The organism is Vibrio sp. N418, from assembly GCF_000222565.1.
Classification (GTDB): Bacteria; Pseudomonadota; Gammaproteobacteria; order Enterobacterales; family Vibrionaceae; genus Vibrio; species Vibrio scophthalmi.
Genome location: NZ_AFWD01000024.1, coordinates 79,523 through 105,702 on the forward strand (window position 1 = coordinate 79,523; position 26,180 = coordinate 105,702).

Genomic DNA, 26,180 nt, shown 5'->3' on the forward strand with positions numbered 1-26,180 from the left:
GATCCTTCTCCATTAAACCTCAGGCTGATCGGCCGTTTGCTCCACTATGTTAGGGGTTACAACAGTCGGCGTTACAGAATCGGAATCTACCGTCATTTCATCTGATGCCATTGAATCTTCAGCAGTCATTTCACCTGAAGCAGGTTCAATTGGTCGTAGACCTTCGATTTTTGACGTCAAAGGTAATCGCTCAACCTCTTGTGCAATAACTAAAGGATCGGAAGTCATCACCTTAACTCTTTCATCAAATTCCGCCGCCGAGTCCGATGCAGATGCCGATTCACTCTCTACGGTTTGAAGATTCTCAGTCTCAAGCGCAGCCGATTCGGGAGCAATAAGTACAACTTGATCCGTTTCGATTTCGTTTGGATCTATCATTTCAGTCTCTGCAACATGATTTTCTAACTGCGTTGATTCAGGTGTAGATGCTTCTTCTACCTCATGCATGCTCGCAATTAAATTTTGAGAATTCGTATCTTGAGTTGTAGGCAGCTCCGTCACTAAAGACTCTAGTGCTATCGTTTGTTTCGTTGAAGGTACGACTACTTTGTCTGGAATAGGCTGAGTGATGAGTTCTGGTAGCAATTTTGGTATGGATTCACTGACCGGTTCAACAATGGCATGATTTTCGTTGTGACGAATCTGAAATGAACTATCTCGCAACGCTCGATAGATCTTATCTTTTTGCACTTCAGAAAGTGTCGAATCTAAACCATCAAGGACGTACTCTCTCTGGCCATTCTTCGCCATAATCAGCATTAAGTTCGCTTGTAATTGCTTATCTAGATTGGGTTCACTGGCTAATGATACAATACGTTGTAGCGCTTGTGTTCGCTCCCCTTCCATCATGTCCAGCAGCGCTAAGTTATTTTTAATCTTTGTATCATCGTAGAAATTACTGCGTGCAAGCTCAAACATTTTCCTAGCCTTCAACACATCACCTTGCTCTGCGTGGACAATGCCTAATAAGTTAGCAACTTCTCCATCTTTAGGTGCTGACTTTATTGCTTGTTCTAGCTGCGATCTCGCCTGTTCATGTTGACCAAGGTCAATATAAGCTTTGGCAGCGACAACCGCGCTTGAGACAGAAAATTTTGACTGCACTAACAGAGGCTTAATTGTGAACAATGCTGATTCTGCATCAAACTCTCTTAGATAGGCTTGAGCGAGTTTTAAGCGGTATTTTTCTGACTCATTCGCCTTTAATTGCGATTTATAAAACTCTATTAATCTCGCATTATTATTGGCCGCTTCCAAGAGCTTTTCTTGGGTGTGAATGTTCATACTAGCAGAAGCAGTATTCGCGCTCTTTCCCGTTGCCATGCAACCCTGAAGCGAAAAGAAAAATACAACTAATAATGTTTGTTTAATATAATTATGCACCGGACATCATCCTCATTACACCAGGGACGGCGATTAGAATTACAATTGGCATCATGATGAATAGGATCAGAGGAATCGACATTTTTGCCGCCAACTTCCCGATCCGCTCTTCGACTGTCAGCATGGTCACTTGACGGATATCTGACGATAAGGTCGTCAACGTTGTATAGATTGATGAGCCATATCGCAGGCTTTGCTTTAGTGTCATCACAAAACTGCGCATTTCAGACGTTGGGATATGTAAATAAGCTTCATCTAACGCTTTATCCATGCTGACAATGCGCGAACGTTCATCAATTCGTTCCATTAACTTCGCAAGCTTAGGGTCGAAACCGCGCATCTCTTTGGCTAGGTAGCCCATTGATGCTTCTATTGTCATACCCGTTTGCACACAGACAGCCAATAGGTCGATCACATAAGGCAATTGCTGGGTAATATTTGCACGGCACGCTTTAACTCGAGCATCTAATACCAAATCTGGCACAATCAATATCGTAATCACCCATAGAGACAGCGCTCCGATTAACACGATAACCTCGAGTGAGTCATAGAATAATAAGCCAATAACAACACTGCCAATCAATAGCACCGCATACTTAATGGGCAAATACAGGTGGGCATATTTCAGCGAACCTACACCTGCATTGAGCAGCTTTTCATTGATCGCGCTTTCATTCATTGCAAAGGCACTTGGAATAATCGTATCAAGCCAATCAAGTAGGTTTTCAGGATCCTTACTTTTCTTTTTTCCGGTCAACTCTTTCTTAACCAAATATTTTTGAATGTATTTCGTATTTTGCTGTTTTCGCAAATAGATGGAGAGTAATAAAACGCCAAAACAGATCAAACTCAGCGCAACCCAAATCGAGTAACTGATCATGCCTCCACTCCTTTCATCAGTTTCCAAATAATAGAAATACCGACGAACTCACTGAACAGCACGTAGTAAAGGATATAGCGGCCTGCCGGATCAAACATGACAAACTCATAGTTTTCGGGACTCAAAAACTGCAACAGCCATAGAAAAATGAAAGGAATTGCGGCTACAATTTTTGCCGATGCCCTCGCTTCGGACGTCAATGCATACTTTTTTTTATCCACGGCTCGTGCATCAAACATCAATCGGTTTAAGCGAGTCATCACTTCTTTTAGTTGACCACCACGCTGTAAGTTGGCGCGCATCGTGATAATAAAAAAATGGAAAGGAGGGTATGGAAAGCGTTTACAGGCTTTGCGAAAAACCGAGTCCGGAGACTCCCCCATCTGCATGCGCTCGCCCATCAATTTGAACTCTTTACCAACTTCGCAATCCATGGTGTTACCAACATAGATAATCGCGTGCATCAAGCTTTCACCTGTACCTATCGCACTGGTCAACATATTGAGAGCATCGGGAAAAGCTTCATCAAATTGTGAACGCTCGCGTTTCTGTAACCAGCCATAACCAAAGTACAAACCCACAAATTCAATGACCAACAAAACCAGCCATGGGTTTCCGCGAACAAAGCTATAGTTAATGTAAATAGACAGAGCAGCCAATAATGAAACGACCGCTATCACTTTAAACACGGCACCACCGCCTAATTGACGGTGCGTATTCTTAACTAAACGGGAACTTTTCTGCTGAAGCGTTTCATCTGACAATGAATTTAAGTTAATTGCATTGCCATGCTCCATAGAGCTAACCATCTTAGTTCCCATCGTCTGTTTAAGATAACGCGTCGATGTTTCCTTCTTTTCCAGCTTTGCAATGAAGTAAAACAGCAGTCCACCAACAATCAGACTTATCCATGCCATTATTCAACTCCCTTGAAGCCAAAAATTGCATTAAGGTTGCCTTCTAAACCAAAGAAGCGCGCTTTTTCTACCAAAACTGAACGCTTCATCAAGCCTGCTGAAATAAAATCCCCATTCACTTTATCGTCGCCTTCGTTAACACGTGAGGCTTCAAAACGAAATATTTCCTCCATCACCACACTGGTGCCTTCAAGGCCAAAGACTTCCGATATACTCATCACCTTACGAGAACCATCGTGCAAGCGGCTAATTTGAATCACTAAATCGACGGCACTGACAATTGTGCGACGAATCGCTTCTAAGGGAAGATTGCTATTTGCCATCATAACCATCGCTTCGACACGCGCTAGTGCGTCTCGCGGAGTGTTGGCGTGTAGAGTGGACATCGAACCGTCATGGCCGGTATTCATCGCCTGCAGCATTTCAAACGCTTCACCACTACGACATTCACCAACAATGATTCTATCCGGACGCATCCTTAAAGAGTTAACCACCAGCTCACGCTGAGTAATGGCCCCGGTTCCTTCAATGCCTGACGTACGTGTTTCCAATCTCACTACGTGAGGTTGTAGCAAACGTAGCTCTGCCGCATCTTCTATCGTTACGATGCGCTCTTTTTCAGAAACAAACTGGGACAATGCGTTCAGCATGGTTGTTTTGCCCGAGCCCGTTCCCCCTGAGATCAAAATATTGAGTCGACACCGCGCAGCAATCATTAATACCTTTGCCATGTCTGGACTCATGGCTCCAAACCCAATTAACTGTTCAAAATCAATGCTTTGCTTTTTGAACTTACGAATCGATATTGCAGTACCATCAATAGCAATCGGGGGGATTACGATATTTACACGACTACCATCTTGCAGGCGAGCATCACAAGTAGGTGAAGAATCATCGACTCGTCGCCCAACACGTGCTGCTATCCGTTTCGCAATTTGTAGCAGTTGTTCTTCATCAATGAAGGTAATCGATGAATTTTCAACTAAACCATTGCGTTCAATAAAGACGTTGTTATGGCCATTGATCATGATATCCGTAATGCTTTCATCATCCATTAACGGTTGTAGCGGACCAAGACCAAGTAACTCATCAATAATGTTTTTGACGTATTCACGTCTAACGACTGACGCAACCGAGTGTTCATTACGCTCGATAAGAACGTCGACCGCGGTGGTGATCTGATCCGTTAACTGTTCTCGAGTTAACGTGTTGACCACATCGGCTTCGAGCGCTTCATAAATCTGTTTTCGCAAAGAAACGAAGATACTTCTCGATTGGGTTTGAATCATACTATTCTCCTATCCCATCACTTCCTAAAGAACCAACGTTTACTTTGCTTTACTTTCTTACTCACATTTTCGCCCATGATCATCGATGTTAGGGTGGCAATAGGTCGCGCAGATGACAGCCTTGAGTTGTACAAATAACCACCATCGAGAATATGCTTCAACATGCCCATCTCGAAAGGTATTTCAATATCAATACTTCGCCCGAGAAATGCCTCAACCTCATCGTTCGATAAAACCGTCGCTTTGTTCGGCTGCGTAAAATTGATAACAAAGATCTGGCGAGAATTTGGCGCCTTTTCAGCCAGCCAATCTGACATTTTTTTAAGCTGACGAATACTAGAGATCGCAGGAGAACAGACTAAAACCGTTGTATCGACTTCGTCGGCCAAATAACGATAATCGACCTGAGTTTGCCCTCCTTTTGAGAGATCTGACACAATGAAGTTGTTTTGCTCATTAAGCAGGTCTTCAAGAGAGCGCGTGTACTCTTTTAACTCATGGGTTGAGTGCTCTTCCGAAGTCAGTGATAACAACGACAACATATCATTTATCTTGCGCGTCATACTATGTGCGTAGGTCGTATCAACATCAGTATCGATGCTGTTTATCGCAAGTGCCTTTTTTTGAAAATTCTCCATTTTTAAAAGGATATCGATATTACCCGCATAGTAGTCGTGGTCGACAAGCAGGCACTTTGCATGATGTTTATCAGCCAAGTGCGCAGATACTTCCGTAGCTATTAACGATGTCCCGACCCCTCCAGAGCATCCCCATACCGCAATTTTTTTTGCAATGCGTTTTTTCCCTAAACCACGCTCGCGCTGACGGTTATCATAGACATTCTTTATAAAGTCGAGCATTTCGGGCTTTGTGGCTGGCCAGAACAGGTAGTAGAAGCCCATCTCCTTCAAATTACGAATCGTAGAAATGGCATCTTCTTGGCCGATCACTATGACGGAAGCACTATTAGGTAAAAGGTGGCTAATACGTCGCATATCTTCACTGACGCTCAAAGAATCCGTCAATTCAACTAATGCAATTTCAACATCGGAGTGCCTTACATGATCGCGAATTTCTTCATCAGAATTACTGACAAAGCTCGGTAAAGACATGCCTTCAAAACAAAAGGCTTCTTCAATCAGTAAGCGGCACTCTTTGCTCTGCGTAAATGCAACACATGAAAAATTTACTATTTCGCGAGTTTTTTTTTCAACTTTATTTAGCGACTCTAAAATATCGATCATGCGTTGCTTCCTAAATTAAATTGGTTCTACTTTTCTTGTGCAAGAGCATCTTGCGGATAGGCAAGAGATTGCCAAAGACTACTGTTTACCGCACAGCCAATAGGCGTCTTGGCATACCCTGATATTTGCTGGGGCTGACATATTGGTGTCACGACCTTGAAATCGACAATCTCAACTTTGACGTCAAATTCGCCCATATCGACACCTTTTCCGATGGTGATGTTCTTTTGCTGCGCACCACCTGCAATCAGTTCACTTTGCCAACCTGATACCACTTTTTTTCCTTGTGCATTGGCATAAGAAAAAAGCACTTTACGGGTTAATAGTGTTTGATGGTGATCGGTATAAAACCTTTGCCATTCGAGTTCATTTTTCGCCAAGTGTTTTTTGTCAACAAAAAGTGACATCTGATATTGAACCGGGTATACATCAACCACGATGCTCTGGTGTTCCAAATCATGAGGAGCACAGGCACTTAAGCCAATGACAAAAAGCGTGAATAATATAATACGGTTCATTTTTTAAACCCTCCGGTCGCCAAAATATCTTCTGCTCTCTGGGTCGTAATCGACGGATATTCATCTGCAATATTAAATAAACGAGATAGATTGGAACTGCGCTTCATCGCAGGAATTTGAACTTGTTGTGGTGCAATAGGTTCGACTAAGTTAACCGTAGCGACAATAATTAATTCGGTCTTGCTACGAGAGGTTTCGCTATGGCGAAATAGTGATCCTAATATGGGAACATCACCGATATATGGCACTTTACGTAGTGTCTCGACATCTTCTGAATTAAGTAGGCCTCCTAAGACGAAACTTTGCCCATTACCCAACTCAATGGTTGTTTTTGCACGGCGAGTTTTCAAAGCAGGTAAACTGTAACGTTCGTCAGCGTATTGGCTGTCGAGTGAACTGACTTCAGGTTGCAGTGACAATTTTATTTTGTCATCTCGAAGTACTTTAGCAACCATATCTAAACGAATACCAAACTCTTTAAATGCAATGTTGGCGCCGCCATCGATTATCGTCACAACTGGGATTTCCCCACCGACTAAAAACGAAGCGCTTTCACCCGAGATTACCGATAGGTTAGGCTCAGCCAATACTTGGCCAATGGTATCATCGGCCACAGCAGTAATCCCAGCCAAGAGATCATCAGCACTAAAATCGAGAATTGGATTGACAAAGACACCAACCCCCAGACCCGCATCACCATATTGAATACCAAAATTTTCCATAAAACTTTGTGATACTTCAGCGATGGTGATTTTAACGTTCACTTGCTTAGTGGTGTTCACTTCCAGTTGATTAACGATACCCTTATATTTTCGCTTCGTCATAAAGTCGATAATATCTTCTTCATCGTCATCATACTTAGTCCATGAAAATATAGATTTTTCAACATCTTTCGATAGCAACTCCCCCACTAAGTCGTTAATGCCATCTTTTTCAGCTTCACTGGATACTGTGCCCGTCAGTACCACTTGTTTGCCAATATTGCTTACCGATACATCCGAATAAGGAAAATGCAAACGAACTTGTTGAATGATCTCCGAAAAGCTTTGATTCACAACCAACTTGCGATTCACGAGGGTATTGGCATTCTCATCAAACAGCATTAAGGACGTAGTACCCATTTTTTTACCAAAAATGACAACTTTTGTTCTATCAATCACTTGATAATCAGCAATACTGGGATCAGAAACAAAAACCGTATCAATATCCACATCCGTGATTACCGGCTTTGCCTCTCCTTCCATTAAATACATAAATCCATCGGCCACTGCGCCAAATGAACAAGCAAGACCAGTAACTAAAACAAAGAGGCTCGCGAAATAACGGCTCATAACATCTAATCCTTTACCAACTAATTAACAACGACTTGCTCAGCTCTCAATTCTTTGATTGCTTTAAAATCGGGTAAGACATCGCCTGCATTTGCCTCAAGCTCTGTGAGTGAATAATTGCCTATTGACTTGTGCACCTCGATCGCAGAAATATTCTTGGCAATGGTGAGCACTGCGACCTGCTTTCTATCGAGTTCCAATATCAAATAGCTTTGCTCTACCTCTCCTTGACCAAATCCAGAATCGATATTTTCCACTGAAATTTTTAACACTTTGACATTGGTTAAGACTGGACTTATTGATACCTGTTTCTGCTTTTTTTTCTCTGACTCAGGATCGGTGTTTTGTTTCCCCGTTAAGGCAAGAATGTCGACATAGGAACCAATATTAATCACCCCGCCAACAATCGCACTCGGTGAAACTTCGATAGGATAAGGGACATGACCTTTTGCCAAGATAAATTCGATATAGTTTGGTTGCGAGGGTTGAATCACATCGGTCGCAAAGACACTCTGCCCTTCAGTTAAATCAGTGCGATAAATTGAACCATGCTCAAAGTCAAATAATGCGTCTTGGTCAAAACCTTTTTGATTCGCTTCATTTTCAGAGAGTTTTACAATCTTAAAATCAGCACGGTTGACTTGTTCACCTTTCGTAACGTTACCGTTCGCTAACACGTAGGATTTAAAAAATATTTCCGGTGCTTCTTCGACTACCTTCATTTCTGGGGTGGGTTCTGAATTTGAGAGTAACAAGCCAAAAACTCCTACAGCTATTGCAACAAACGCAATAAGCATTAATATTTTAGAACGCATATTTTTTCCTTATAGCGATGCCGCGACACACAACAGACCAGAGATACATATCGGTATACCAAAAGGCAATCCGCCTTTTTTAATTTCATCAAACCCTCGCCGTAAACCGGCAATTAAATAGACAGATAACAAGACACCACCTAACAGACCTATTCCAATCAAAAACAACAACGCATATTGTGAAGAAATAGCAGGAAGAAAGGCGATCGCTAGCTTAGTATCACCACCACCCCAAAAAGAAAAAACATAGAAAAACAGAAAAAAAATGCCGACCAATAAATTATAAATACCAATGATTTGCTCAGAGCTTACGGTAAATATAAATATACTTACCAACATCACAAATCCACAAACTCTATTCGATATAATTCTACTACGGACATCAAAAAAAACAACGAAACAAGATAGGATGACTAGAAGCAGCCATCCTAAAAAAACAAAGTTCATTGAACTCATTTCTAACATCTATATTATTAAGCTTTAATTGCCGTTGATATTTTAGTAAATGCATCAGTAAGAGCTGTTCCCAAACCACCATTCGTAGCGAATACAGTAAGAACAAGTGCAGATACTGCAACACCAATAACCGCATATTCAATCGCAGTCACACCACGCTGATCATTAACAAAGTTATCAGCAGCAACTTTCGCCTTAATTACAATCTCATTAAACATGATTAACTCCATATAAAGTGTTTTATTAAAATACATCCGAAAGTTACAACCTATCGAATAGAAGCCATATTAATCCTTGTTAATGCCTTGTCAATTAACCACAAAATGGTAACCACTAATAAGTCACAGCTATTTTTCTCACTTTTAAAACAAGATTTTATACGTAAAACCTCAATTAATGCGAGAGCCTTCACTATTAGCAGTCGCAACCAATAACAATTATCACCAAGGATTTATAAATGCTAATTCTAACAATATATATCAATTAGCATTTAACGACGAAGTTCAATATTTAAACTTCAATGCAACATTTCGTTACATAAACTTTAGATTGAGTCATTCTTATAAAGGGGTATCTCCATCACAGATACGCATACTTTTATTACAACTTTTTTTCAAAAAATCATTAAGTATAATTATCAAAAGTCATCAACTCTTTTATCAAAACCTTCCACAAGCTCAACTCACCTTCATTAATCACTTTTTATATTGCAATAATTAAATAGCGTATTTTCATTAATGGCTAATACGTATTTAATATTGACTTATAAAACTCTTCGATGAATTTTAATAACCGACAGAGTTCGTATTCGAGGCTGAACTGCTACGCTTTCACCCACTAAGTAACTTATGGCTATTATCTCGCGCTCGCTCCACAGCTGATAATCAATCTCACCCACCCAGAAACACTATAACTACTTGATTTTTATCACAAGAATGCTCATCCTATTCGCTGTTTTTTTACTAATTACTAATTCAGGTGCCACAAGATACAAGCTGCGATCCCGTGGTGATTGAGGCATCTGACGATTTTGTCGTTACGTAGGTACTCCATGTTAAAAGAATGGTTTTGGATCTTTAAAAAGGTAAAAACAGATGCGCACTTTGCCGATCATCACCCCGCTCTACAGGCCCTCGTCGATTCTGGTCAAGACATCCATGAGCGTGATGGCAATGGCCGCAGCGCCTTGCAGTATCTATTTGCAAAGCCATTTCCAAGTGCTGACGCTGTTGATTGGCTAATCAACCAACCTCGCTTTGAAGCAAGCAAAGAAACGGCTCTCTATCCCTTTAGCCTTGACTTACCAAAAGGTTGTTTTGAAATTGCTCCGGATAACAACATGATGGAAAGGCTTGATGCGCTGATGCCTGACAAGAAGTGCAGCATCGAGTCGATTGAGCAAAACATGCGGTTGGCTAAACCCTATTTACTGCTTTTAGAGAAATTCGAAGCACACGGGTTAACTAACCAATATCAAACCAGCAGTGCTGACTATAAACGCCGGTTGTCTGATAGGTTAAAGCAGCTAAACCAGCTGACCGAGCTTGAAGATCAATTTACCGATCTCTCGATTGGTTTTCGCATGATGCCCGATACTTACCAAGGTCCTTTTCAAAGCCGTATTGGTGGCGCTCCTTGGTTACCATCAATGCCATCAATTCTTGCTCTAGATGATAGCCTTAAACTGGCGTTTCAGATTAACTTTGACGAGTTGGGAGGGCTTAATCCTCTTTTGCCTAAACAAGGGCTTTTGCAAGTCTTTGTTCATGACATTGATGTTGAAGAAGGTGAAGAACCTCGCAACGGATGCAAAGCCTTCTACTGGCCAGAGATAAACGAAGCATCTTGGCAGCAAGATGAAGAGAGAATGATTTACGACCGATGGCTAATGCCGACAGAGTTCGAGTTTAATCGCCAAACTCCATTTCTCTATCCAATTCGCTGGCAAGCATACAAACAACTTCCAGACGATCCTAAATTGATCGCAGAGGCAGTAGTAAAATTGGCTGAACCGATGGATTCTTCACTCTATCAGGAGCCTAATTACGAAACTGGGTTGATGCCACGCATGGCGGAGCAAATGCGAATTGAAATGACAGAGCACAATGAAGTCAGCGAACAACCCTATATTCCTAGCAATCATAGTGTCATTTTCAACATGCTCTATGTCGACTCAGGTAATAGTGTTTACAGTATTCCCACTGATGCGCTCAACGGTGACCAGACAGATTGGAGCCAATTAACACACACCTATTGCTTTGACTAATTTTCTTATTTGCTTAGCTCAACTTTAGACTGCGGTTAGATGGATAACCGCTGTCTAGCGGCGTTCCCATCAGACTCAAATAACTTAAAGAACTTCCCGTATCCAACAAGTGCCTAAGCTATCTCCTTTGTAGCGGTGAACAATATGCACAAAATGCCCAATACAAACCCTATTGACAGTATTCTCTCTATAAATACTTTTCTTTAACACACAACTAACATTGTCGATAACTTACCTCACACGTGATTTATCGATAAAAAGTCACGTACACCATAACCCGACATTCGTGTGCATAAGGAACGTGAACTATGTTAACCAAATTTAGACCGTCTATCGTCCCAGTCTTGCTAACCGGCCTTTTTTCATTTTCCACCGTGGCAGCTGAGCTAGAGAAAATTCACTTTTTGATCCCCGGAGGTGCAGGAGGCGGGTGGGACATGACCGCTCGAGGAACGGGTGATGTTCTAGTCAAAGAGAATCTTGTTGAGAACGTTTCTTTTCAAAACCTCTCTGGCGGTGGTGGCGGAAAAGCCATTGCCCATCTCATTGAAACAGCACAGCGCCAACAAGATACCTTGATGGTCAACTCAACGCCGATTGTGGTTCGCTCACTAACTGGTATTTTCCCGCAATCATTCCGAGACCTCACTCCGGTTGCTGTCACTATTGCAGATTACGGCGCTATTGTTACTTCAACTGACTCAAAATATACAACTTGGCAAGAAGTCGTTGCTGACTTTAAAAAGGACCCTCGCAGTGTAAAAATTGCCGGAGGATCTGCTCGAGGTAGCATGGACCATTTAGTGGCCGCTGCAGCCTTTAAAGGGGAAGATTTAGATGCAAAAGCGGTACGCTACATTGCTTACGATGCAGGAGGCAAGGCAATAGCAGCCCTGCTCTCTGGCGAAACACCACTGCTCTCAACGGGTCTTGGTGAAGTTCTAGAAATGTCCAAATCGGGACAAGTTCGTATTCTCGCAATCACCGCGCCAAAACGCTTAGATGTCGCTCCAGACATCCCAACACTGACGGAATTTGGTAATGAGACTGTCTTTGCAAACTGGCGCGGGTTCTTTGCCGCACCAGGTACAGAGCAGGCAAAAATAGATGAGTGGAATGATGTCTTAGCTAAGATGTACACCACTGAACAATGGCAAGTTGTCCGTGATCGCAATGGTTGGATCGACAACTATAAAGCGGACAAAGATTTCTATTCATTCCTCGAACAACAAGAACAGCAAATGGGCTCACTCATGAAAGAGCTTGGCTTTCTTAAGTAATCATTTAGGCCAACACGTTTGGCCTACCTTTCACTTATTTTGTGCATATGGGACGACTTACTTTACGCAACTTAAAGGTAAAGCAGTCATTGCAATCTCCTTTGTATTTGAAGCTTTGACTCACTCTTAGCCTCGAACTTGTTCTCAATTTTGTTGAACTTCCCCTATGCACTTTTTCTTTGGAGAGAGAGATGAAGCATCTATCTTCTGTGCTTAAAGGCCCACTGTTATGCCGAGATCGAGTCGGCGCGCTTTTGTTTCTATTGTTTTGCTTAGGTTATGGCTATCAGTCAACGCTGATTCCGTTATTTCCTGGAGATGAGTATGAAGCGTTTACCGCAAGAACATTGCCAACGATTTTAACTTGGGTGGGAATTGGTTTATCTCTTGTTCTGCTTGTCACCGGGAAAAGCGATACACAATCTGGCGCGATTACAGGCTTTAACTGGAAGTTGCTCATCGCTTTCCTCGCCTTGATGGCGCTGTATGGCATTGGCCTAACCGTTCTAGGGTTCTTATTGGCCACCAGCCTATTTTTACTTTGTGGCTTCTACCTACTCGGCGAGCGAAGAAAATCAATTTTGTTTGGCGCCTCTTTCCCGTTCGTGACGGCCTTTTATCTTTTGCTCACTCAAGCCTTGGATGTCTACCTCGAGCCAGGAGCGCTGTTTTTGTTATTCAATTAGGGAGAATTGAGGATGTTAGATGGTATTTTTCAAGGACTATCAACGGCGGTGATGCCATGGAATATTCTCATGGTTGTCGTGGGCTGCTTTGTGGGCACTTTTATTGGCATGTTGCCAGGCCTTGGCCCTATTTCGGCAATCGCGCTCATGATCCCTATTACCTACGGCTTAGAACCTTCTTCTGGTTTGATCCTGATGGCTGGCGTTTATTATGGTGCCGTGTTTGGCGGATCGACATCGTCTATTTTAATTAACGCGCCGGGCTGTTCTTCAACAGTCGTCACGGCTTTCGATGGTTACCCTATGGCGCAAAAAGGCCAAGCAGGGAAAGCGTTAGCACTGGCGGCATATTCATCATTTACTGGTGGGACACTATCCGCGCTCATGTTACTGATCGCCGCCCCTGCTCTTGCAACGGTGTCACTGAGTTTTCAATCTTCAGATTATTTTGCCTTGATGCTACTTGGCCTCTCTGCCGTCGCCGCTTTTGCAGGCCCCGGGCAAGTAATTAAAGCATGGATGATGACAGTTTTAGGCTTGATGCTATCGACCGTTGGTATTGATAAGGGCGTAGGAGTCGAAAGATTTACTTTTGGCCTAACGGATTTAATGGATGGTTTTAGTTTCTTGCTCTTAGCAATGGCAACCTTCGCGTTAGGTGAAACCTTAATGGGCATTATGAAGCCGGCAAAAGATACCAGCGCTAAAGAAAATCAGCAAATGCAAAATATAGGTAGTATGAAGGTCACTAAAGAGGAGCTAAAGGATGTCGCTCCAACCTCAATCCGTTCATCCATCGTTGGCTTTTTCACCGGTGTTTTACCTGGTGCAGGCGCGACGATTGCGGCTTTTCTCAGCTATGGTATGGAGCGTAGCCTTGCACCCAAAGAGAAGCAAAAAGAGTTCGGTAAAGGCAGTTTACGTGGACTTGTGGCACCTGAATCAGCCAACAATGCGGCATCGAGCGGGTCATTTGTTCCGTTGCTAACGTTAGGTATTCCTGGCTCGGGCACAACCGCGATCATGCTCGGAGCGCTCATCGCCTATGGTATTCAACCAGGACCTCGTTTGTTTGTCGATCACCCCGATGTATTTTGGTCAGTCATTATTTCAATGTACTTTGGTAATATTGTTCTCGTTATTTTGAACTTACCTTTAATTCCATACATATCCAAACTACTCGCAGTACCGAGAACAGTACTATTGCCAATGATTCTGTTTTTCTCAATTACTGGTGTGTACTTGGTCTCGTTTAACACTATGGATGTGTTTGTAATGTTATTGATTGCTATGGTCGCCATTGCCCTTCGCCTAGCAAACTTTCCTTTAGCGCCACTACTGCTCGGTTTTATTCTTGGAGGGATGATGGAAGAGAACCTTAGACGGGCACTAATGATTAGTGATGGTGAGTTGTCTTTCCTTTGGGAGCGTCCGATTACGATGTGCTTTACCATCTTATCGATACTTGTGTTATCTGCACCTATTTTGCGAACGCTCTTACGTAAGATTAATCCCAAACAAAAAGCGCTAAACTAAGCAGAAAATGTCTATTCCCCCAATGCGCAGGCATCTCAAGGCCTGCGCTTTTTTGCTTGGCTCTGCCACAATTTTGTTACCCCAAATTTTGCCACATATAGCTCCTTTCCGGACGACCGACCGTCCCATAAACAACGTCCGTTTTCACTTCAGTAGTACTCACTAAGAATTCTAGGTAACGACGGGCTGTGCTGCGACTGGCTCCAATTTGAGCTCCCGCCTCTTCTGCCTTCCAAGCGTGTTGTTGTTTGAATAAAGCACGGATTTTATCTAACGTTACCGCATCAATTCCTTTCGGTAAGCGGTTGTGTTCATGGTTAGATGGCGCATTAACCTGATCACCATTAAGAACAGAATCAACAAAGCTTTGATCAAAGTGCTCTGTGGACTCTATCTTATTACGAGTTTTGAGGTAGTGAGCAATGGCCGCATCAAGACGGGGCAATAACACAGGTTTAAGAAGATATTCAACCACACCCAAACGCATTGCTTGTTGTAGCGTTTCCGCCTCACGCGCCGCCGTAATCAAGATAATGTCGGTCTGTTTGCCTTGCTGCCTTAGTGCTTGAATAATCTCTAACCCTGTCCCATCCGGTAGATAGACATCCAAAATTAACAAGTCAGGGTCAAGTATCTCAAGCTGCATTTCCGCTTGCTGCTTATTTAGCGCAATGCCTTGTATATCTAGGCTTGGGTTTGCTTGTAAATATTGATAGTGCAGCTGAGCAATCGCTTCATCATCTTCAATGATCAGCGTACGTACTTTATTTGTCATGCGCATCCCCCACTCTTTGGAATAAATACTGCGAATACAGCGCCTTTATCGGCAGCGTTGTCAGCTTCAATCGTCCCGTGATATCGATTCACGACCTCTTTAACCAAATGTAATCCTATCCCATGGCCCTTTACTGTCTTGGATGTCACACCTGAATTAAACAGCTTCTCTATGCTGACATCGACAGGTAATCCGGCTGCAAAATCTCGCACCTCGATTATGATCTCGTCACCATAATCTGACACTGAGAGTTCGATAGGTTGTGTTTTTTCTGTCGCCGTTAGCATCTGGCTGGCATCAAAAGCATTATCAATTAAGTTGCCTAATATCGTTACGATATCTTCAGCTTGAATATGGGCGGGTAAAATAGAGAGATGACTCCCCTCTTCAATCTGCAAAAAGAGTCCCAACTCACGGCCTCGCTCAATTTTGCCAAGAATTAATCCCGCAATAAGCGGCTCTTGAAAATCTTGATGTAACTGCGAGATGAGTCGTTGGTAATGTTGTGACTCTTGGCCTATCAGTTCCTGAACTTTGTCAATTCTTTCAAGGTGCAGCAGGCCACTAATTGTATTGAGTTTATTGCGATACTCATGAGTTTGCGAGCGCAGCAATTCGGCATATTGTTTGGTTTGAGAAAGCTGGCGAGTCAACTCAGTAATTTCCGTTTTCGGCCTAAAACTCGATACGGCTCCGATCACTTGACCATTCACCGAAATAGGCTGTCGATTCGCAACAACGTGAACATTGTTTAACAATAGATCAATATCACTTTCCGCCGTGTGTGTTTTCAATAGCTTCGTCAACTCACTCTCCGGTAACACAGAAGCCAAAGGCCGATTTATGGCTTGATTCGCATCGACACCGAGAATTTGCGCCGCTCTAGCATTGAAAATTCGCACATTGCATTGATGATCCACACTGATCACCCCTTCTTTAATCGTACTCAGCGTTGTATCCAATTCGCTATACAAACGAGAGATCTCTTCGGGCTCAAACCCTAGCAATGTTTTCCGGAAACGTTTGTACGCATAATTGGACAACAGCCCATTGAGCAGCACAACAATGACTGCGATACACAGCAAAAAGACAAGATAAGGCTCAACTCGGTCTTTTAGACTATCTAATAAATACCCAACCGATACCACACCGATAATATTGCCTTGTGAGTCAAATATTGCTGTCTTCCCACGAACAGAATGACCAAGAGATCCTTCAGCAAAAGAGATGTAGGCTTCGCCTAATTTTAGCGCTCTAACGTTATCGCCCCCTTTCATTGGTAGGCCCAAACGATCCTTTGAAGGATGAACCAAGCGAATACCATTGGCATCGCCAATCACGATGAAAGTGGCACCCACAGCTTGGGTAAGCGATTCTAACTTTGTATTCAACTCGCCAACCTGACCGCTTTCGAGCATTTTGACAATCGATGGGCTATTACCTAAAAATCGAGCAAGGCCTAAAGCCTTTTCACCCATCTCTTGCTCTTGAGTGTTTTTGATATAATAAAAGCCAGCAACAGAAAGAATAAGCAGTTCAACAAAACCAGACAGCACCATAACAAGTAAAAGGCGCTTTCTTATACTTAGCTTGCTCCATTTCACTCTCACTCTCCTTGTCATCAATACCACTCCCTGATAAATGTAACATTTAAACAACAAGCTCGCTTGTTGCGTGACGAATAGTGAGAGAATGGCCAAGATCTCATCGGAGTTTAAAGGGTTATCGTTGTAGCTGAATTTTGCCTTACTCTGATAAAGATTGTTTCTTCTGCCGCTACTTCTCAAAATTTAGGCAAAAAAAAGAGCCGCTAAAAGCGGCTCTTAATTATTCGAACTTTAGGAAAAGTGACTAAATCACTCTTTACCGAATACGTTGTTCTCTTGCTCTTGTACGCGGATAAATGTCGTGCGCTTCGTTAGCTCTTTAAGCTTTGCTGCGCCTACGTATGTACACGTTGAACGTACGCCGCCAAGGATGTCTGAGATGGTGTCGTGCACGGTGCCACGGAATGGCAATAGTACGGTTTTACCTTCTGCTGCGCGGTATTTCGCAACGCCGCCAGAGTGCTTAGCCATCGCTGATTGTGAAGACATGCCGTAGAATTTCATGAACTTCTTGCCGTCTTGTTCAATCACTTCGCCGCCTGACTCTTCGTGACCTGCAAGCATACCGCCAAGCATTACGAAATCAGCGCCGCCGCCAAATGCTTTTGATACGTCACCCGCACAAGAACAGCCGCCATCACCGATGATCATGCCACCTAGACCGTGTGCTGCATCACCACACTCAATGATTGCAGAAAGTTGTGGGTAACCAACACCAGTTTTAACGCGTGTCGTACATACAGAGCCAGGGCCAATGCCCACTTTCACGATGTCTGCACCCGCAAGGATAAGCTCTTCACACATATCGCCAGTTACAACGTTACCCGCTGAGATCACTTTGTCTGGGAATTCAGCACGTACTTTCTCTACGTATTCAACAAGGTGCTCAGAGTAACCGTTAGCAATATCAACGCAGATAAAGATCAGCTCATCTGAAAGTGCCATGATGTCTTTTGTCTTCTGGAAGTCAGCTTCAGAAGTACCAGTTGAAACCATCACGTTATTCAACTGTGATTTTTCAGCGCCTTGAACAAACTCAGCCCAATCAGCCACTGTGTAGTGTTTGTGTACTGCGGTCATTACACCATGCTCAGCTAGGGCTTTAGCCATCGCAAAGCTACCCACAGAGTCCATATTCGCAGCAATCACAGGTACACCAGACCATTGACGACCGCTATGCTTGAATGTAAAATCGCGGGTTAAATTAACTTGAGAACGACTTTTTAAGGTAGAACGTTTCGGGCGAAACAGTACATCTTTAAAACCTAACTTAAGTTCTTGTTCGATACGCATTGTGTAATTCCTTGATTCATATAGCTATGTGTCACTGCAGAGTGCGTTAGTAATGTCGTTTGCAGACGAAATTACTAAATGTCGGACACAAAAAAACCGGAGCGTTTGCAGACGCTCCGGTTTTCAGCATTATAGGTCGTGATTTCTTTCTCGCAAGTCTGATAATTCGATTTTTTTTATGCTACAGTTGGGCTTCCTTGCATATCCATTAAACTCAACCGAGTTAACCTTTCTACAAATACTCTCACTTTTCAGCAACTTAACTTCAATTATTGCCATTCGATTACGCAAAGGTTTGCGTGATAGCCTTAATAATCAATTCTCGCCCCTCTCTCACACGACGATCCAAGTCACGTTTTTAGTAAGAAGTGCCGCTAATTCGCCTATTTTATCATTCTCTTTTTGGTGTTTTTTTTCATACCAACAGCACAAATTTCAGCTTAAATCTAACGGAGTGAGAAAAACAAACGCTCGCGTATAGCTCGCATTCACACTCAAGTGCATTGAATCGCATAGCGCAAGTCATCAATAACATCGGAAGCGAGGAGACCACAGGGGCCATTTGCCTCTGCATTTAGATCGGCAGCATAGCTGTGCAGCATAACCCCAACACGCGCAGCCGTCATAATGTCCAATCTTTGTGCTAATAATGCGGCGATAATACCGGTTAATGCATCACCCATTCCGCCACAAGCCATTCCGGGGTTTCCCGTAGAGCAAACATACGTCTTATTACCATCACAGATCAGAGTGCCCGCTCCCTTTAATACCACTACGCCTCCATAACGGGCTTGAAGGTTGCCGACAGCACGATAACGATCAGATTCAATCTCTGCCACACTGGTGTTTAATAACCTCGCAGCCTCGCCCGGATGAGGAGTAATAATGCGATTCTCGTCAACATTAGGGTTAAGCGCCAATAGCGTTAGAGCATCCGCATCAAGTACCTTTGCTTTGTCACTCTGAGCGACCATTGCTGCCAGTTGTACCGCCCATGCAGAGGCATCAGGTTGTAACTCCTTTTGTTGTGCAGCCCCACCTTGGAAACATCCCAGCCCAGGGCCAAACGCAATCACATCACACCAACTCAATCGATACTTCACCTGTTGCATCGTCCATTCAGCAAACATCGCTTCAGGGCTTGAGATCAAACCAGCGTTAAGGTGCTGAGGTTCGGTCAAACACGCAGTTAATCCAGCCCCAGCTCGGAGACATGCTTTGGTCGCAAGCAAAATCGCCCCTCCCAAGCCTGTACCTCCGCCAATCAATAGCGCCTTACCATGAGTGCCTTTGTGAGCTGACGGTTCTCGCGTCTTCAACCGCTGCAAAATAACTGGAAAATCCAGCATGGCACTCGGCGTTTCGATATTTTGGAAAAGCTCGCCTATATTCACCATCGCCGGTTGACGACTAAGCTCACTGTAGGTTGCGATATTCTTAGCCGATATAACCAATGGCGAATAATGCAGTTGCCCAACATAGCTACGTGCTTTCCCTGTCACTAACCCTTGTTTAATTCCAATAAAGGTTATTGTGTGCGCCGCTTTTATACTGTTACCTAATACGCAGCCACGATTGCTACACAGCCCCGACGGAACATCCACCGCGACAACGGGTATATGGCTTTGATTAATCGCCGTAATCACGGTTGCAATTTCAGGCCTAACATCGCCACTTAATCCCGTACCTAACAACGCATCGACCACGACATCACAATCAGAAACTTGCGCCATATCGAAAGGAACCGTCTTCCCACCAACAGCAATAAAATCCTCATAAGCGCGCTTGGCATCACCACTTAGCTTGGCTGGCTCAGACATTGCCGTTACACGAACATCGCCACCTTGCTGCAACGCAAGTTTTGCCACCACATAACCATCACCGCCGTTATTGCCACCACCACACAACACCCACAGTTTTACTTGGGTACCATAATGCTGCAAAACACAGTCATAAACAGCGTCACCTGCTGCCAACATGAGCTGATACATATCAATGCCGACTGCACGAGCCACTTTGACTTCGCCGCATTTCACTTGTTGTGAACGGTAGAGTTGGCTTGGTAGCGTCATGTAGATCCTTCCTTAGAGCAATAACTGAGACAATACGTAGCTGAAAATAGCTAATCGGTACCGCTTCGAACATTAAAATGTATCGCTTCGGATAACAAAAAGGCTAGCTCATCACAAGCTAGCCTTCATTAGTAATCCATCAATAACTGAGTGTGATTACACGCACCATGTAGCTGACGTTTAACGCTTAGATGATAATGCTTCAGCCGTCGCATCTTGAATGGACAGAAATAACGAGCGGATCTCTCCGGTTGGTGTACGCATCGGATTCAAGGTGATGTTCTGGTACATAAAGTCTGCCTGCTGGGTAATCGGCCGTACATTGCGGCACTTAAATAAGTACGGACGTTGCTGCCAAGTAATAAAACTACGACAACCCAGATCGTATACAGGCTTGGTTTTGAGTTTAAACCACTCTTGTGGGATCTCTGGAAACAGAGTAAAGATCGATTTACCAATCGCATCGTGAGCTTGAATGCCGCTGTGGTGAGTCATGAAACCATTCCACACTTGAACGTTATGATCACGATCGAGCACCACTAATCCCAGATCGACGTTTTGTACCATGTCGACCATCCAGTGAAACTGCTCAAACTCAGCAGGAAGATGTAACATTAGAAGTCCTCCATTAAGTAAGACAACTTACTATCAAGTAGCGGCAAAGATTCATCGACAAACATAAATAAGAGATCGCAGCGAATAGAAGTGCCATCAATCGCGTAGCTCACTTCAAACGTCATGGTTTTGCTAAAAGAGCCCGTCGTCGATTGGATAACGGAATCAATGGAAATATGCTGACCTAATAGCACTGGCGAGCTTTGAAAGAAGCGAACTTCTGCTTGCGCACCTAAGCCATTTAAGAAAGAGCCAACCAAAATATTGGAGACATCCATCAACAGCTCTAACTCTTCGAGTTCTTCACTATCAGCGGGCACTTTCATCAGTTTTTTTAGATCCGCAACACTCGAATCACTGAGTAAAACCAGCGCTTCACCTGCAATACCTTCACCACTGAATCCTTGGCAGACTCCCGAAACCTGATCGTTATTGGCCAGATCACGCAGTGCCATGTGCAACTCGCTCACTTCCAAGATGGCAACGTTAGGCAAAGGCAAATGAACAAACACATCAAAGTGACGTGCAAGCGCATCCGCGGCGCGGCCAATTGAAACGTTAGCCACTTCCATATAGATGTCGCGACGTCGCAAACTTGGGATGTGCACAGGCGTCATCATAACCGGAGCGGCAGGACGACTTTCAGCAGGCTCAACCAACTCTCTCAGAACACTTTTCAGTACATCTTGATCAATCGGTTTTTGAATAAACGCTTTCGCGCCTAGCGCCATTACGCGCTCTTTTGCCTTGGGCTGAATATCTCCAGAGACCACGACGACGTTAATGTTTAGACCACGTTTTTGAATTTCTTCTAACGTACCAAAGCCATCAAGCTCTGGCATGGTTAAATCCAAAAACATAATTTTAAATGATTGGTTCGCCAGCTTTTCTAACGCATCTAAGCCATGAACGGCAAAAGTTATCTCAGCATTCAGTGAAGCAGGTAATGAGCGAGCCATCTGTTTGCGTGCTAACGCCGAATCATCACAGATTAAAACGGGATAAGACATCGTTGTACCTACTGCTATTGGTTTAATTTATATTCAAATTGTAACAGATAGTTATAGGGTCAGGTACGGTTTAATCGGAGAAAACACACACCTAATGATAACTCTGAACTGTTGTCTAATTTACGGTACAAAAAAGCCAGCGACGAACGCTGGCTTTTAACAATTTTCAGTGACTACTTTTTAAGAGGCCATACGAATCAGAGACTTACCGATTAGCCATTCCAACTCTTTCGCACTATTATCGCCAAACTTCATTTCAACGGTTTTGTACAAACGCTCAATCCCTTTAGCCGCAAATTCATGAGCACTCTCTGCCGTAACGATATGGTGGAAAAGTAAACGCAAAATGGCAAGAAACTCGCTATCATCCAGTGCCTTTACCCAGCTATCAGAAAAATCGTTTAAGCTTGCATCAAAATTCAAGTGCTCAACAAACATCTTGAAAATACGACCATCTAACGCGGCTGAAAAGTCTGTTTTCTTTGGAAAATGGTGGCTGATACCAGTGCGAGACACGCCAGTTTGTTGGCTTAACGTGGTGTATGACATCTTGTCATAACCAAGACGAAGAAGTTGGTCAACGACTGCGTCCATGATTTTCTGGATGGTGATCTCGGTATCTTCTTTACTACGCTTTGGCATGTCTAGGCTCTTCTCTTCGTAAATCCGTCTGACCCAAAATGAGTCAATAAAAAATAGAGACTCGCAATATCTGTGGAATCTATTTCTTTGTCAGCAGGAACAACGTGTTACTGCTAATTTTTACGACACTAGCTTACCATGTCGATAGATTTCATCAGTGCTATATTGCTAGTGGAACACCGTTTTCTCATAAATGATGCAAAAGCAACATAAATAGGAATGCGAGTCATTAATATTATATATATTGAATTATGAATAATGTTACAAATTTAGACTACTTACAACTAAACGCACATCATTCTGACCGAATAATTGCAATTCAATTTGTATCTATATGAACAGTATCACACAAGAAAATGTACATAATGTTGCGTAATTGCATGAACTTTATTAATTCATTGGATATGTGCAGTTGAAAACATCCCTCGACATCACGTCATTTCTGTAGATTATGTTCAAATATACCGATAAAATATCCATGATTTTTTTAAGAGGATTGTTCGATGAGTAATGAATTAGAAGCTCAAGTATGTGAAGCGTGTGGCTGTGCTGGTGAAATGGGCTTTATCATTAAAGAAGGCGATGACGTAGCAGAAGTAACGATCTTTTCTCAAGATCAAGCGCTACTAGAAGCTGAACTGGCTAAGTACGTTGATCTCGCAAAACAAGTAAATGCAGCGGTTGAATATCAAACTACAGATATCAATGCTGACTCTACTGAATTGACCGCTCGCTTTAAATTCGAAGTTAGTGCTGAAAAACTGATCTTCGAACTAAAAACTCGCTCTCTAGTGCGTTAATTCCGAGGCGGGCACTCGCCCGCTTTATCTTGCTCCCATCATTGACGAGCAAAAGTTGACCTTGTCTTGTGGGTTAGGAATACTAGACACTTCTAATCTAAACAATGCCTACTATGACTCGACCTGTCACAACTCTCTGTTTACTCTTTTGTGTATTACTTGCTAACTCGGTTTCAGCACAAAAACTCGATTCATTCCGCACGCTAAATCACCTCGACAACTACGGTAACTTGGATTTACGCAATAAACCCTACACCGAATTTGCCGATGGGTTTACCGTGAAAGGCAACCTGAACATTGCCAAAACACAAATCAAACGCCTACCCAAAAGCACGACAATTGGGGGTAACCTCGAAGCCTCAAACAGCGAACTCATTGCCATCGGTAAAGGCTCTAGTATTCGCGGTTATGCCAACTTGCTTGGTGCTAAAATCAAGCGTTGGCCTGCAGGGATAAAAGTGGGTGGTTATCTGAATTTCACCGACACGCCCCTCGAAAAACTACCCAACCGCTTGCGAGTAAAAGGGGATCTTAGCGTTATGCGTACACCTTTAACAACGTTGCCTGAAGGGCTAGTGGTAGAAGGAAATCTGTTTTTAGGTGGTTCTAAAATTGGTGAGTTTCCCAATACCATGACAGTGAATGGCAATATCTTCCTTGGCGGTAATCATATTAGCAAGTGGCCAGAGAATCTCACTCTCGGCGGAGCCGTTGCGCCGTAATGAGTTGCGACGTAGCGAGTTGCGCATAGTGCTATGTCACACGCTCAGCCAATCTCCCACGTCATAAAAAGTAGCTAAGAAAAAGGGTAGCCGAAGCTACCCTTAAAAACTCGTGTGTTGCCCATTGGCTACCGAGCTCTATTCAGCTTGGTTTTTTACCGGATTTGCATAGCTATCAATTAAAAAGGCATGTGCACCTTGAGGTAATTGACTAAGCTTTTGTTGCAGCAGCGCTTTTACGCTCTCATCCACACTCTCATCACCGGCCGCTAACAGGTTAATTGGGAACAATTTGTAGTTAGCATGAATTTGGCGATCAATCTCGGCGGCAAGTTCATCTGGCGCAGAAAAGGCTTGCTCAATCACATCACCAAACGCAACATTGATTCGGCCTTTATCGCCCACAATGCCTTGGATGATACTTTCGATATCTTCAAATTCACCTTTCTCGTAACGACCATTGACCGACTTTTCGTACAACTCTCTGGCTTTCGCTACATCGCAAGGGTCATTCTCATAAGAGATGGAAACTGGCACAATTTTTAGTGACTGAATGTACTCGGCAAAATCGATTTTTTGCTTACGTCCTTCAACATGAAACATTTTTAAGATTGCAGGCTCAGTAAAATCATTCCCGTCTTTCGCTCGCCCTTCTCTTTGCGCGATCCAAATAGAATTGCCCGTTTCTAGGGAGTGCTTGATGTAAGATGACAAGGTACTTAGTGCCTTCATCATTTCACGTGGCCCTTTCGCTGAACGCTTAACAATAAAACTCTTATTCAAACGCATCAGCTCTGTCGCACACGGTTTTTTCAGCAAGTTATCGCCAATCGCGATACGGACAGTATTGTGACCATTCTTGAACAAACCGTAGTTGACCAGCGCCGGATCCATAGCGATATCGCGATGGTTTGAGACAAATAGGTAAGCACTTTGAGGATCGAGTTTCTCTAGCCCTGTATAGGTGACACCTTGAGTGGTGTTATTGAGGGTTTGATGGAGATACTTTTTCACTTCAAGCTGAATCGCTTCAATCGAGTTCAGCTTTGACCATTTAAATTTCAGATACACTTTGACCAACGGAGCCATAAGCGTTTTGAACCATGGCGCGTGGTTAGAGAAACGATGCTGTAAGATGGCAGAGATAAACTCTTCATCTTGAATTAGGCGGTCAATTGCCGCTGGAATCTCGTCATCGTGATAAGGACGAATTTCAATATAGGGATCAGTGTTCGCAGTCATTAGGGTCTACATTAGTGACAAATCGCGGCTCATTCTACGCATAGAATCGCCTCTTGGCAGCATTAGAACACGCATATTTACTAAGGTCAGACCAGAACACCATACTCCTGATAGCTCAATCAATGCTGTTAATGGCTTTTTGAGTCGAGAAACGGTAATCTTAGCGCCCCATATTTATCGAGCGATACCATGCACTACGCTATTTCTCATCAGACATCTGATATTCAATTTCTATCCGTCACACCACGTAAAAAGCTGATGAAGCACACATTACTATCGGTACACGATGGCTTAGTACTGGTTCGATTGGGAAAAAATGAATATGCCATCAAGCCAGGCCAAGCGATGTGGCTACCGTTTGATTGTTTGACCTCAATTTGCTGTTTGCCACAAACCCGTATGCACACCGTAGAGCTTTCTTGCCGTGTAAGCAGTCCACTGCCTAAGCAAGCGGGTTACCTCGAACTTAATGAGTTATCTGCCGCCCTGCTCAATCGCATGGCAACGCTAGCAGATGATCATCAAGCGAAAATTAATTTGCTCACGGTATTGCGTGAAGAACTTCACCACTACGCACCAACGTTAGAACTAGACTCATTCAGTGATCAGATCTCACGTTGGCAGCCAAACGTAAGCAGTCCGCTAGATCAAAATATTCAAGTGGCACTTCGAGTCCGTGAAGCGCGTAAGCGCTTGCTATCAGGCCAAGGCAAAGCCAACGTTATTAATGAGCTATTTTCAGGCAGCGAAGATGCCTACCACGCCATCTGCCAAACCGTACTAGGTGAGTAATCTTGCAAC

25 protein-coding genes are annotated in these 26,180 nt (G+C 43.3%); 7 read left to right on the forward strand and 18 right to left on the reverse strand.

What is annotated here, in order from left to right:
* Window positions 1–12: 12 nt before the first annotated feature.
* From RH86_RS04030 to RH86_RS04075, 10 genes are read right to left on the reverse strand one after another with little or no spacing between them, the layout of a single operon-like run.
* Entirely contained in the window at window positions 13–1,383 is a 1,371-nt protein-coding gene (locus tag RH86_RS04030; RefSeq protein WP_009385113.1) for a tetratricopeptide repeat protein, read from the reverse strand.
* The gene (locus tag RH86_RS04035; RefSeq protein WP_009385115.1) at window positions 1,376–2,263 is read right to left on the reverse strand and encodes a type II secretion system F family protein; all 888 of its coding nucleotides are present in this window, start codon (window positions 2,261–2,263) and stop codon (window positions 1,376–1,378) included. Before RH86_RS04035 ends, RH86_RS04030 begins: the two co-directional genes overlap by 8 nt.
* Window positions 2,260–3,180 (reverse strand): type II secretion system F family protein, encoded by a 921-nt coding sequence (locus RH86_RS04040; protein ID WP_005594403.1) that lies wholly within the window; start codon window positions 3,178–3,180, stop codon window positions 2,260–2,262. Before RH86_RS04040 ends, RH86_RS04035 begins: the two co-directional genes overlap by 4 nt.
* Complete coding sequence (locus RH86_RS04045) at window positions 3,180–4,469, reverse strand: CpaF family protein (RefSeq protein ID WP_009385116.1); 1,290 nt, start codon at window positions 4,467–4,469, stop codon at window positions 3,180–3,182. The genes RH86_RS04040 and RH86_RS04045 overlap by 1 nt, the downstream gene beginning before the upstream one ends.
* Window positions 4,470–4,486: 17 nt before the next feature.
* Window positions 4,487–5,713 carry a CpaE family protein gene (locus RH86_RS04050; RefSeq protein WP_009385117.1) on the reverse strand — a complete coding sequence of 409 codons (1,227 nt, stop codon included), beginning with the start codon at window positions 5,711–5,713 and terminating at the stop codon, window positions 4,487–4,489.
* Between the two features lie 26 nt (window positions 5,714–5,739).
* Window positions 5,740–6,231: a hypothetical protein gene (locus tag RH86_RS04055; protein WP_009385118.1), complete on the reverse strand. Its 492-nt coding sequence runs from the start codon at window positions 6,229–6,231 to the stop codon at window positions 5,740–5,742.
* Window positions 6,228–7,562, reverse strand: a complete 1,335-nt coding sequence (locus RH86_RS04060) for a type II and III secretion system protein family protein (RefSeq protein WP_009385119.1) — start codon at window positions 7,560–7,562, stop codon at window positions 6,228–6,230. Before RH86_RS04060 ends, RH86_RS04055 begins: the two co-directional genes overlap by 4 nt.
* A 20-nt stretch (window positions 7,563–7,582) precedes the next feature.
* Window positions 7,583–8,377 carry a Flp pilus assembly protein CpaB gene (gene cpaB / locus RH86_RS04065; RefSeq protein ID WP_009385120.1) on the reverse strand — a complete coding sequence of 265 codons (795 nt, stop codon included), beginning with the start codon at window positions 8,375–8,377 and terminating at the stop codon, window positions 7,583–7,585.
* 9 nt (window positions 8,378–8,386) lie between these two features.
* Entirely contained in the window at window positions 8,387–8,842 is a 456-nt protein-coding gene (locus RH86_RS04070; RefSeq protein ID WP_038219222.1) for a prepilin peptidase, read from the reverse strand.
* Window positions 8,843–8,850: 8 nt separating this feature from the next.
* Window positions 8,851–9,051, reverse strand: a complete 201-nt coding sequence (locus tag RH86_RS04075; protein ID WP_009385122.1) for a Flp family type IVb pilin — start codon at window positions 9,049–9,051, stop codon at window positions 8,851–8,853.
* 833 nt (window positions 9,052–9,884) lie between these two features.
* Here RH86_RS04075 and RH86_RS04080 point away from each other — a divergent pair.
* From RH86_RS04080 to RH86_RS04095, 4 genes are all read left to right on the forward strand, one after another.
* Window positions 9,885–11,099: a DUF1963 domain-containing protein gene (locus RH86_RS04080; protein ID WP_009385123.1), complete on the forward strand. Its 1,215-nt coding sequence runs from the start codon at window positions 9,885–9,887 to the stop codon at window positions 11,097–11,099.
* Between the two features lie 308 nt (window positions 11,100–11,407).
* Window positions 11,408–12,379, forward strand: a complete 972-nt coding sequence (locus RH86_RS04085; RefSeq protein ID WP_009385124.1) for a tripartite tricarboxylate transporter substrate binding protein — start codon at window positions 11,408–11,410, stop codon at window positions 12,377–12,379.
* Window positions 12,380–12,570: 191 nt separating this feature from the next.
* Window positions 12,571–13,065, forward strand: a complete 495-nt coding sequence (locus RH86_RS04090; protein WP_009385125.1) for a tripartite tricarboxylate transporter TctB family protein — start codon at window positions 12,571–12,573, stop codon at window positions 13,063–13,065.
* A 12-nt stretch (window positions 13,066–13,077) separates the two neighbouring features.
* Window positions 13,078–14,601, forward strand: coding sequence for a tripartite tricarboxylate transporter permease (locus tag RH86_RS04095; RefSeq protein WP_009385126.1), 1,524 nt, complete (start codon window positions 13,078–13,080; stop codon window positions 14,599–14,601).
* Between the two features lie 76 nt (window positions 14,602–14,677).
* Here RH86_RS04095 and RH86_RS04100 read toward each other — a convergent pair whose 3' ends face one another.
* From RH86_RS04100 to RH86_RS04130, 7 genes are all read right to left on the reverse strand, one after another.
* Window positions 14,678–15,376, reverse strand: a complete 699-nt coding sequence (locus RH86_RS04100) for a response regulator (RefSeq protein WP_038219236.1) — start codon at window positions 15,374–15,376, stop codon at window positions 14,678–14,680.
* Window positions 15,373–16,980 (reverse strand): sensor histidine kinase, encoded by a 1,608-nt coding sequence (locus RH86_RS04105; protein WP_009385128.1) that lies wholly within the window; start codon window positions 16,978–16,980, stop codon window positions 15,373–15,375. Before RH86_RS04105 ends, RH86_RS04100 begins: the two co-directional genes overlap by 4 nt.
* A gap of 252 nt (window positions 16,981–17,232) precedes the next feature.
* Window positions 17,233–18,276, reverse strand: coding sequence for a GMP reductase (locus RH86_RS04110; protein WP_009385129.1), 1,044 nt, complete (start codon window positions 18,274–18,276; stop codon window positions 17,233–17,235).
* A gap of 494 nt (window positions 18,277–18,770) precedes the next feature.
* The gene (locus RH86_RS04115) at window positions 18,771–20,348 is read right to left on the reverse strand and encodes a bifunctional ADP-dependent NAD(P)H-hydrate dehydratase/NAD(P)H-hydrate epimerase (RefSeq protein ID WP_009385130.1); all 1,578 of its coding nucleotides are present in this window, start codon (window positions 20,346–20,348) and stop codon (window positions 18,771–18,773) included.
* 180 nt (window positions 20,349–20,528) lie between these two features.
* Window positions 20,529–20,963, reverse strand: a complete 435-nt coding sequence (locus RH86_RS04120) for a PAS domain-containing protein (RefSeq protein ID WP_005595391.1) — start codon at window positions 20,961–20,963, stop codon at window positions 20,529–20,531.
* Window positions 20,963–21,973: a response regulator gene (locus RH86_RS04125; RefSeq protein ID WP_009385131.1), complete on the reverse strand. Its 1,011-nt coding sequence runs from the start codon at window positions 21,971–21,973 to the stop codon at window positions 20,963–20,965. The genes RH86_RS04120 and RH86_RS04125 overlap by 1 nt, the downstream gene beginning before the upstream one ends.
* 180 nt (window positions 21,974–22,153) lie before the next feature.
* Complete coding sequence (locus RH86_RS04130; protein ID WP_009385132.1) at window positions 22,154–22,615, reverse strand: TetR/AcrR family transcriptional regulator; 462 nt, start codon at window positions 22,613–22,615, stop codon at window positions 22,154–22,156.
* A gap of 503 nt (window positions 22,616–23,118) precedes the next feature.
* Here RH86_RS04130 and RH86_RS04135 point away from each other — a divergent pair.
* Together RH86_RS04135 and RH86_RS04140 are read left to right on the forward strand one after the other, a co-directional pair.
* Window positions 23,119–23,415, forward strand: coding sequence for a YfcZ/YiiS family protein (locus RH86_RS04135; protein WP_005595386.1), 297 nt, complete (start codon window positions 23,119–23,121; stop codon window positions 23,413–23,415).
* A gap of 113 nt (window positions 23,416–23,528) precedes the next feature.
* Entirely contained in the window at window positions 23,529–24,137 is a 609-nt protein-coding gene (locus tag RH86_RS04140; protein ID WP_009385134.1) for a hypothetical protein, read from the forward strand.
* Window positions 24,138–24,275: 138 nt separating this feature from the next.
* Here the strand turns inward: RH86_RS04140 and RH86_RS04145 are convergent, their stop codons facing one another.
* Entirely contained in the window at window positions 24,276–25,379 is a 1,104-nt protein-coding gene (locus tag RH86_RS04145; protein WP_009385135.1) for a 1-acyl-sn-glycerol-3-phosphate acyltransferase, read from the reverse strand.
* Window positions 25,380–25,568: 189 nt separating this feature from the next.
* On the opposite strand from RH86_RS04145, the gene RH86_RS04150 reads away from it, so the two are divergent.
* Window positions 25,569–26,171, forward strand: a complete 603-nt coding sequence (locus tag RH86_RS04150; RefSeq protein ID WP_009385136.1) for a hypothetical protein — start codon at window positions 25,569–25,571, stop codon at window positions 26,169–26,171.
* Window positions 26,172–26,180 lie beyond the last annotated feature (9 nt).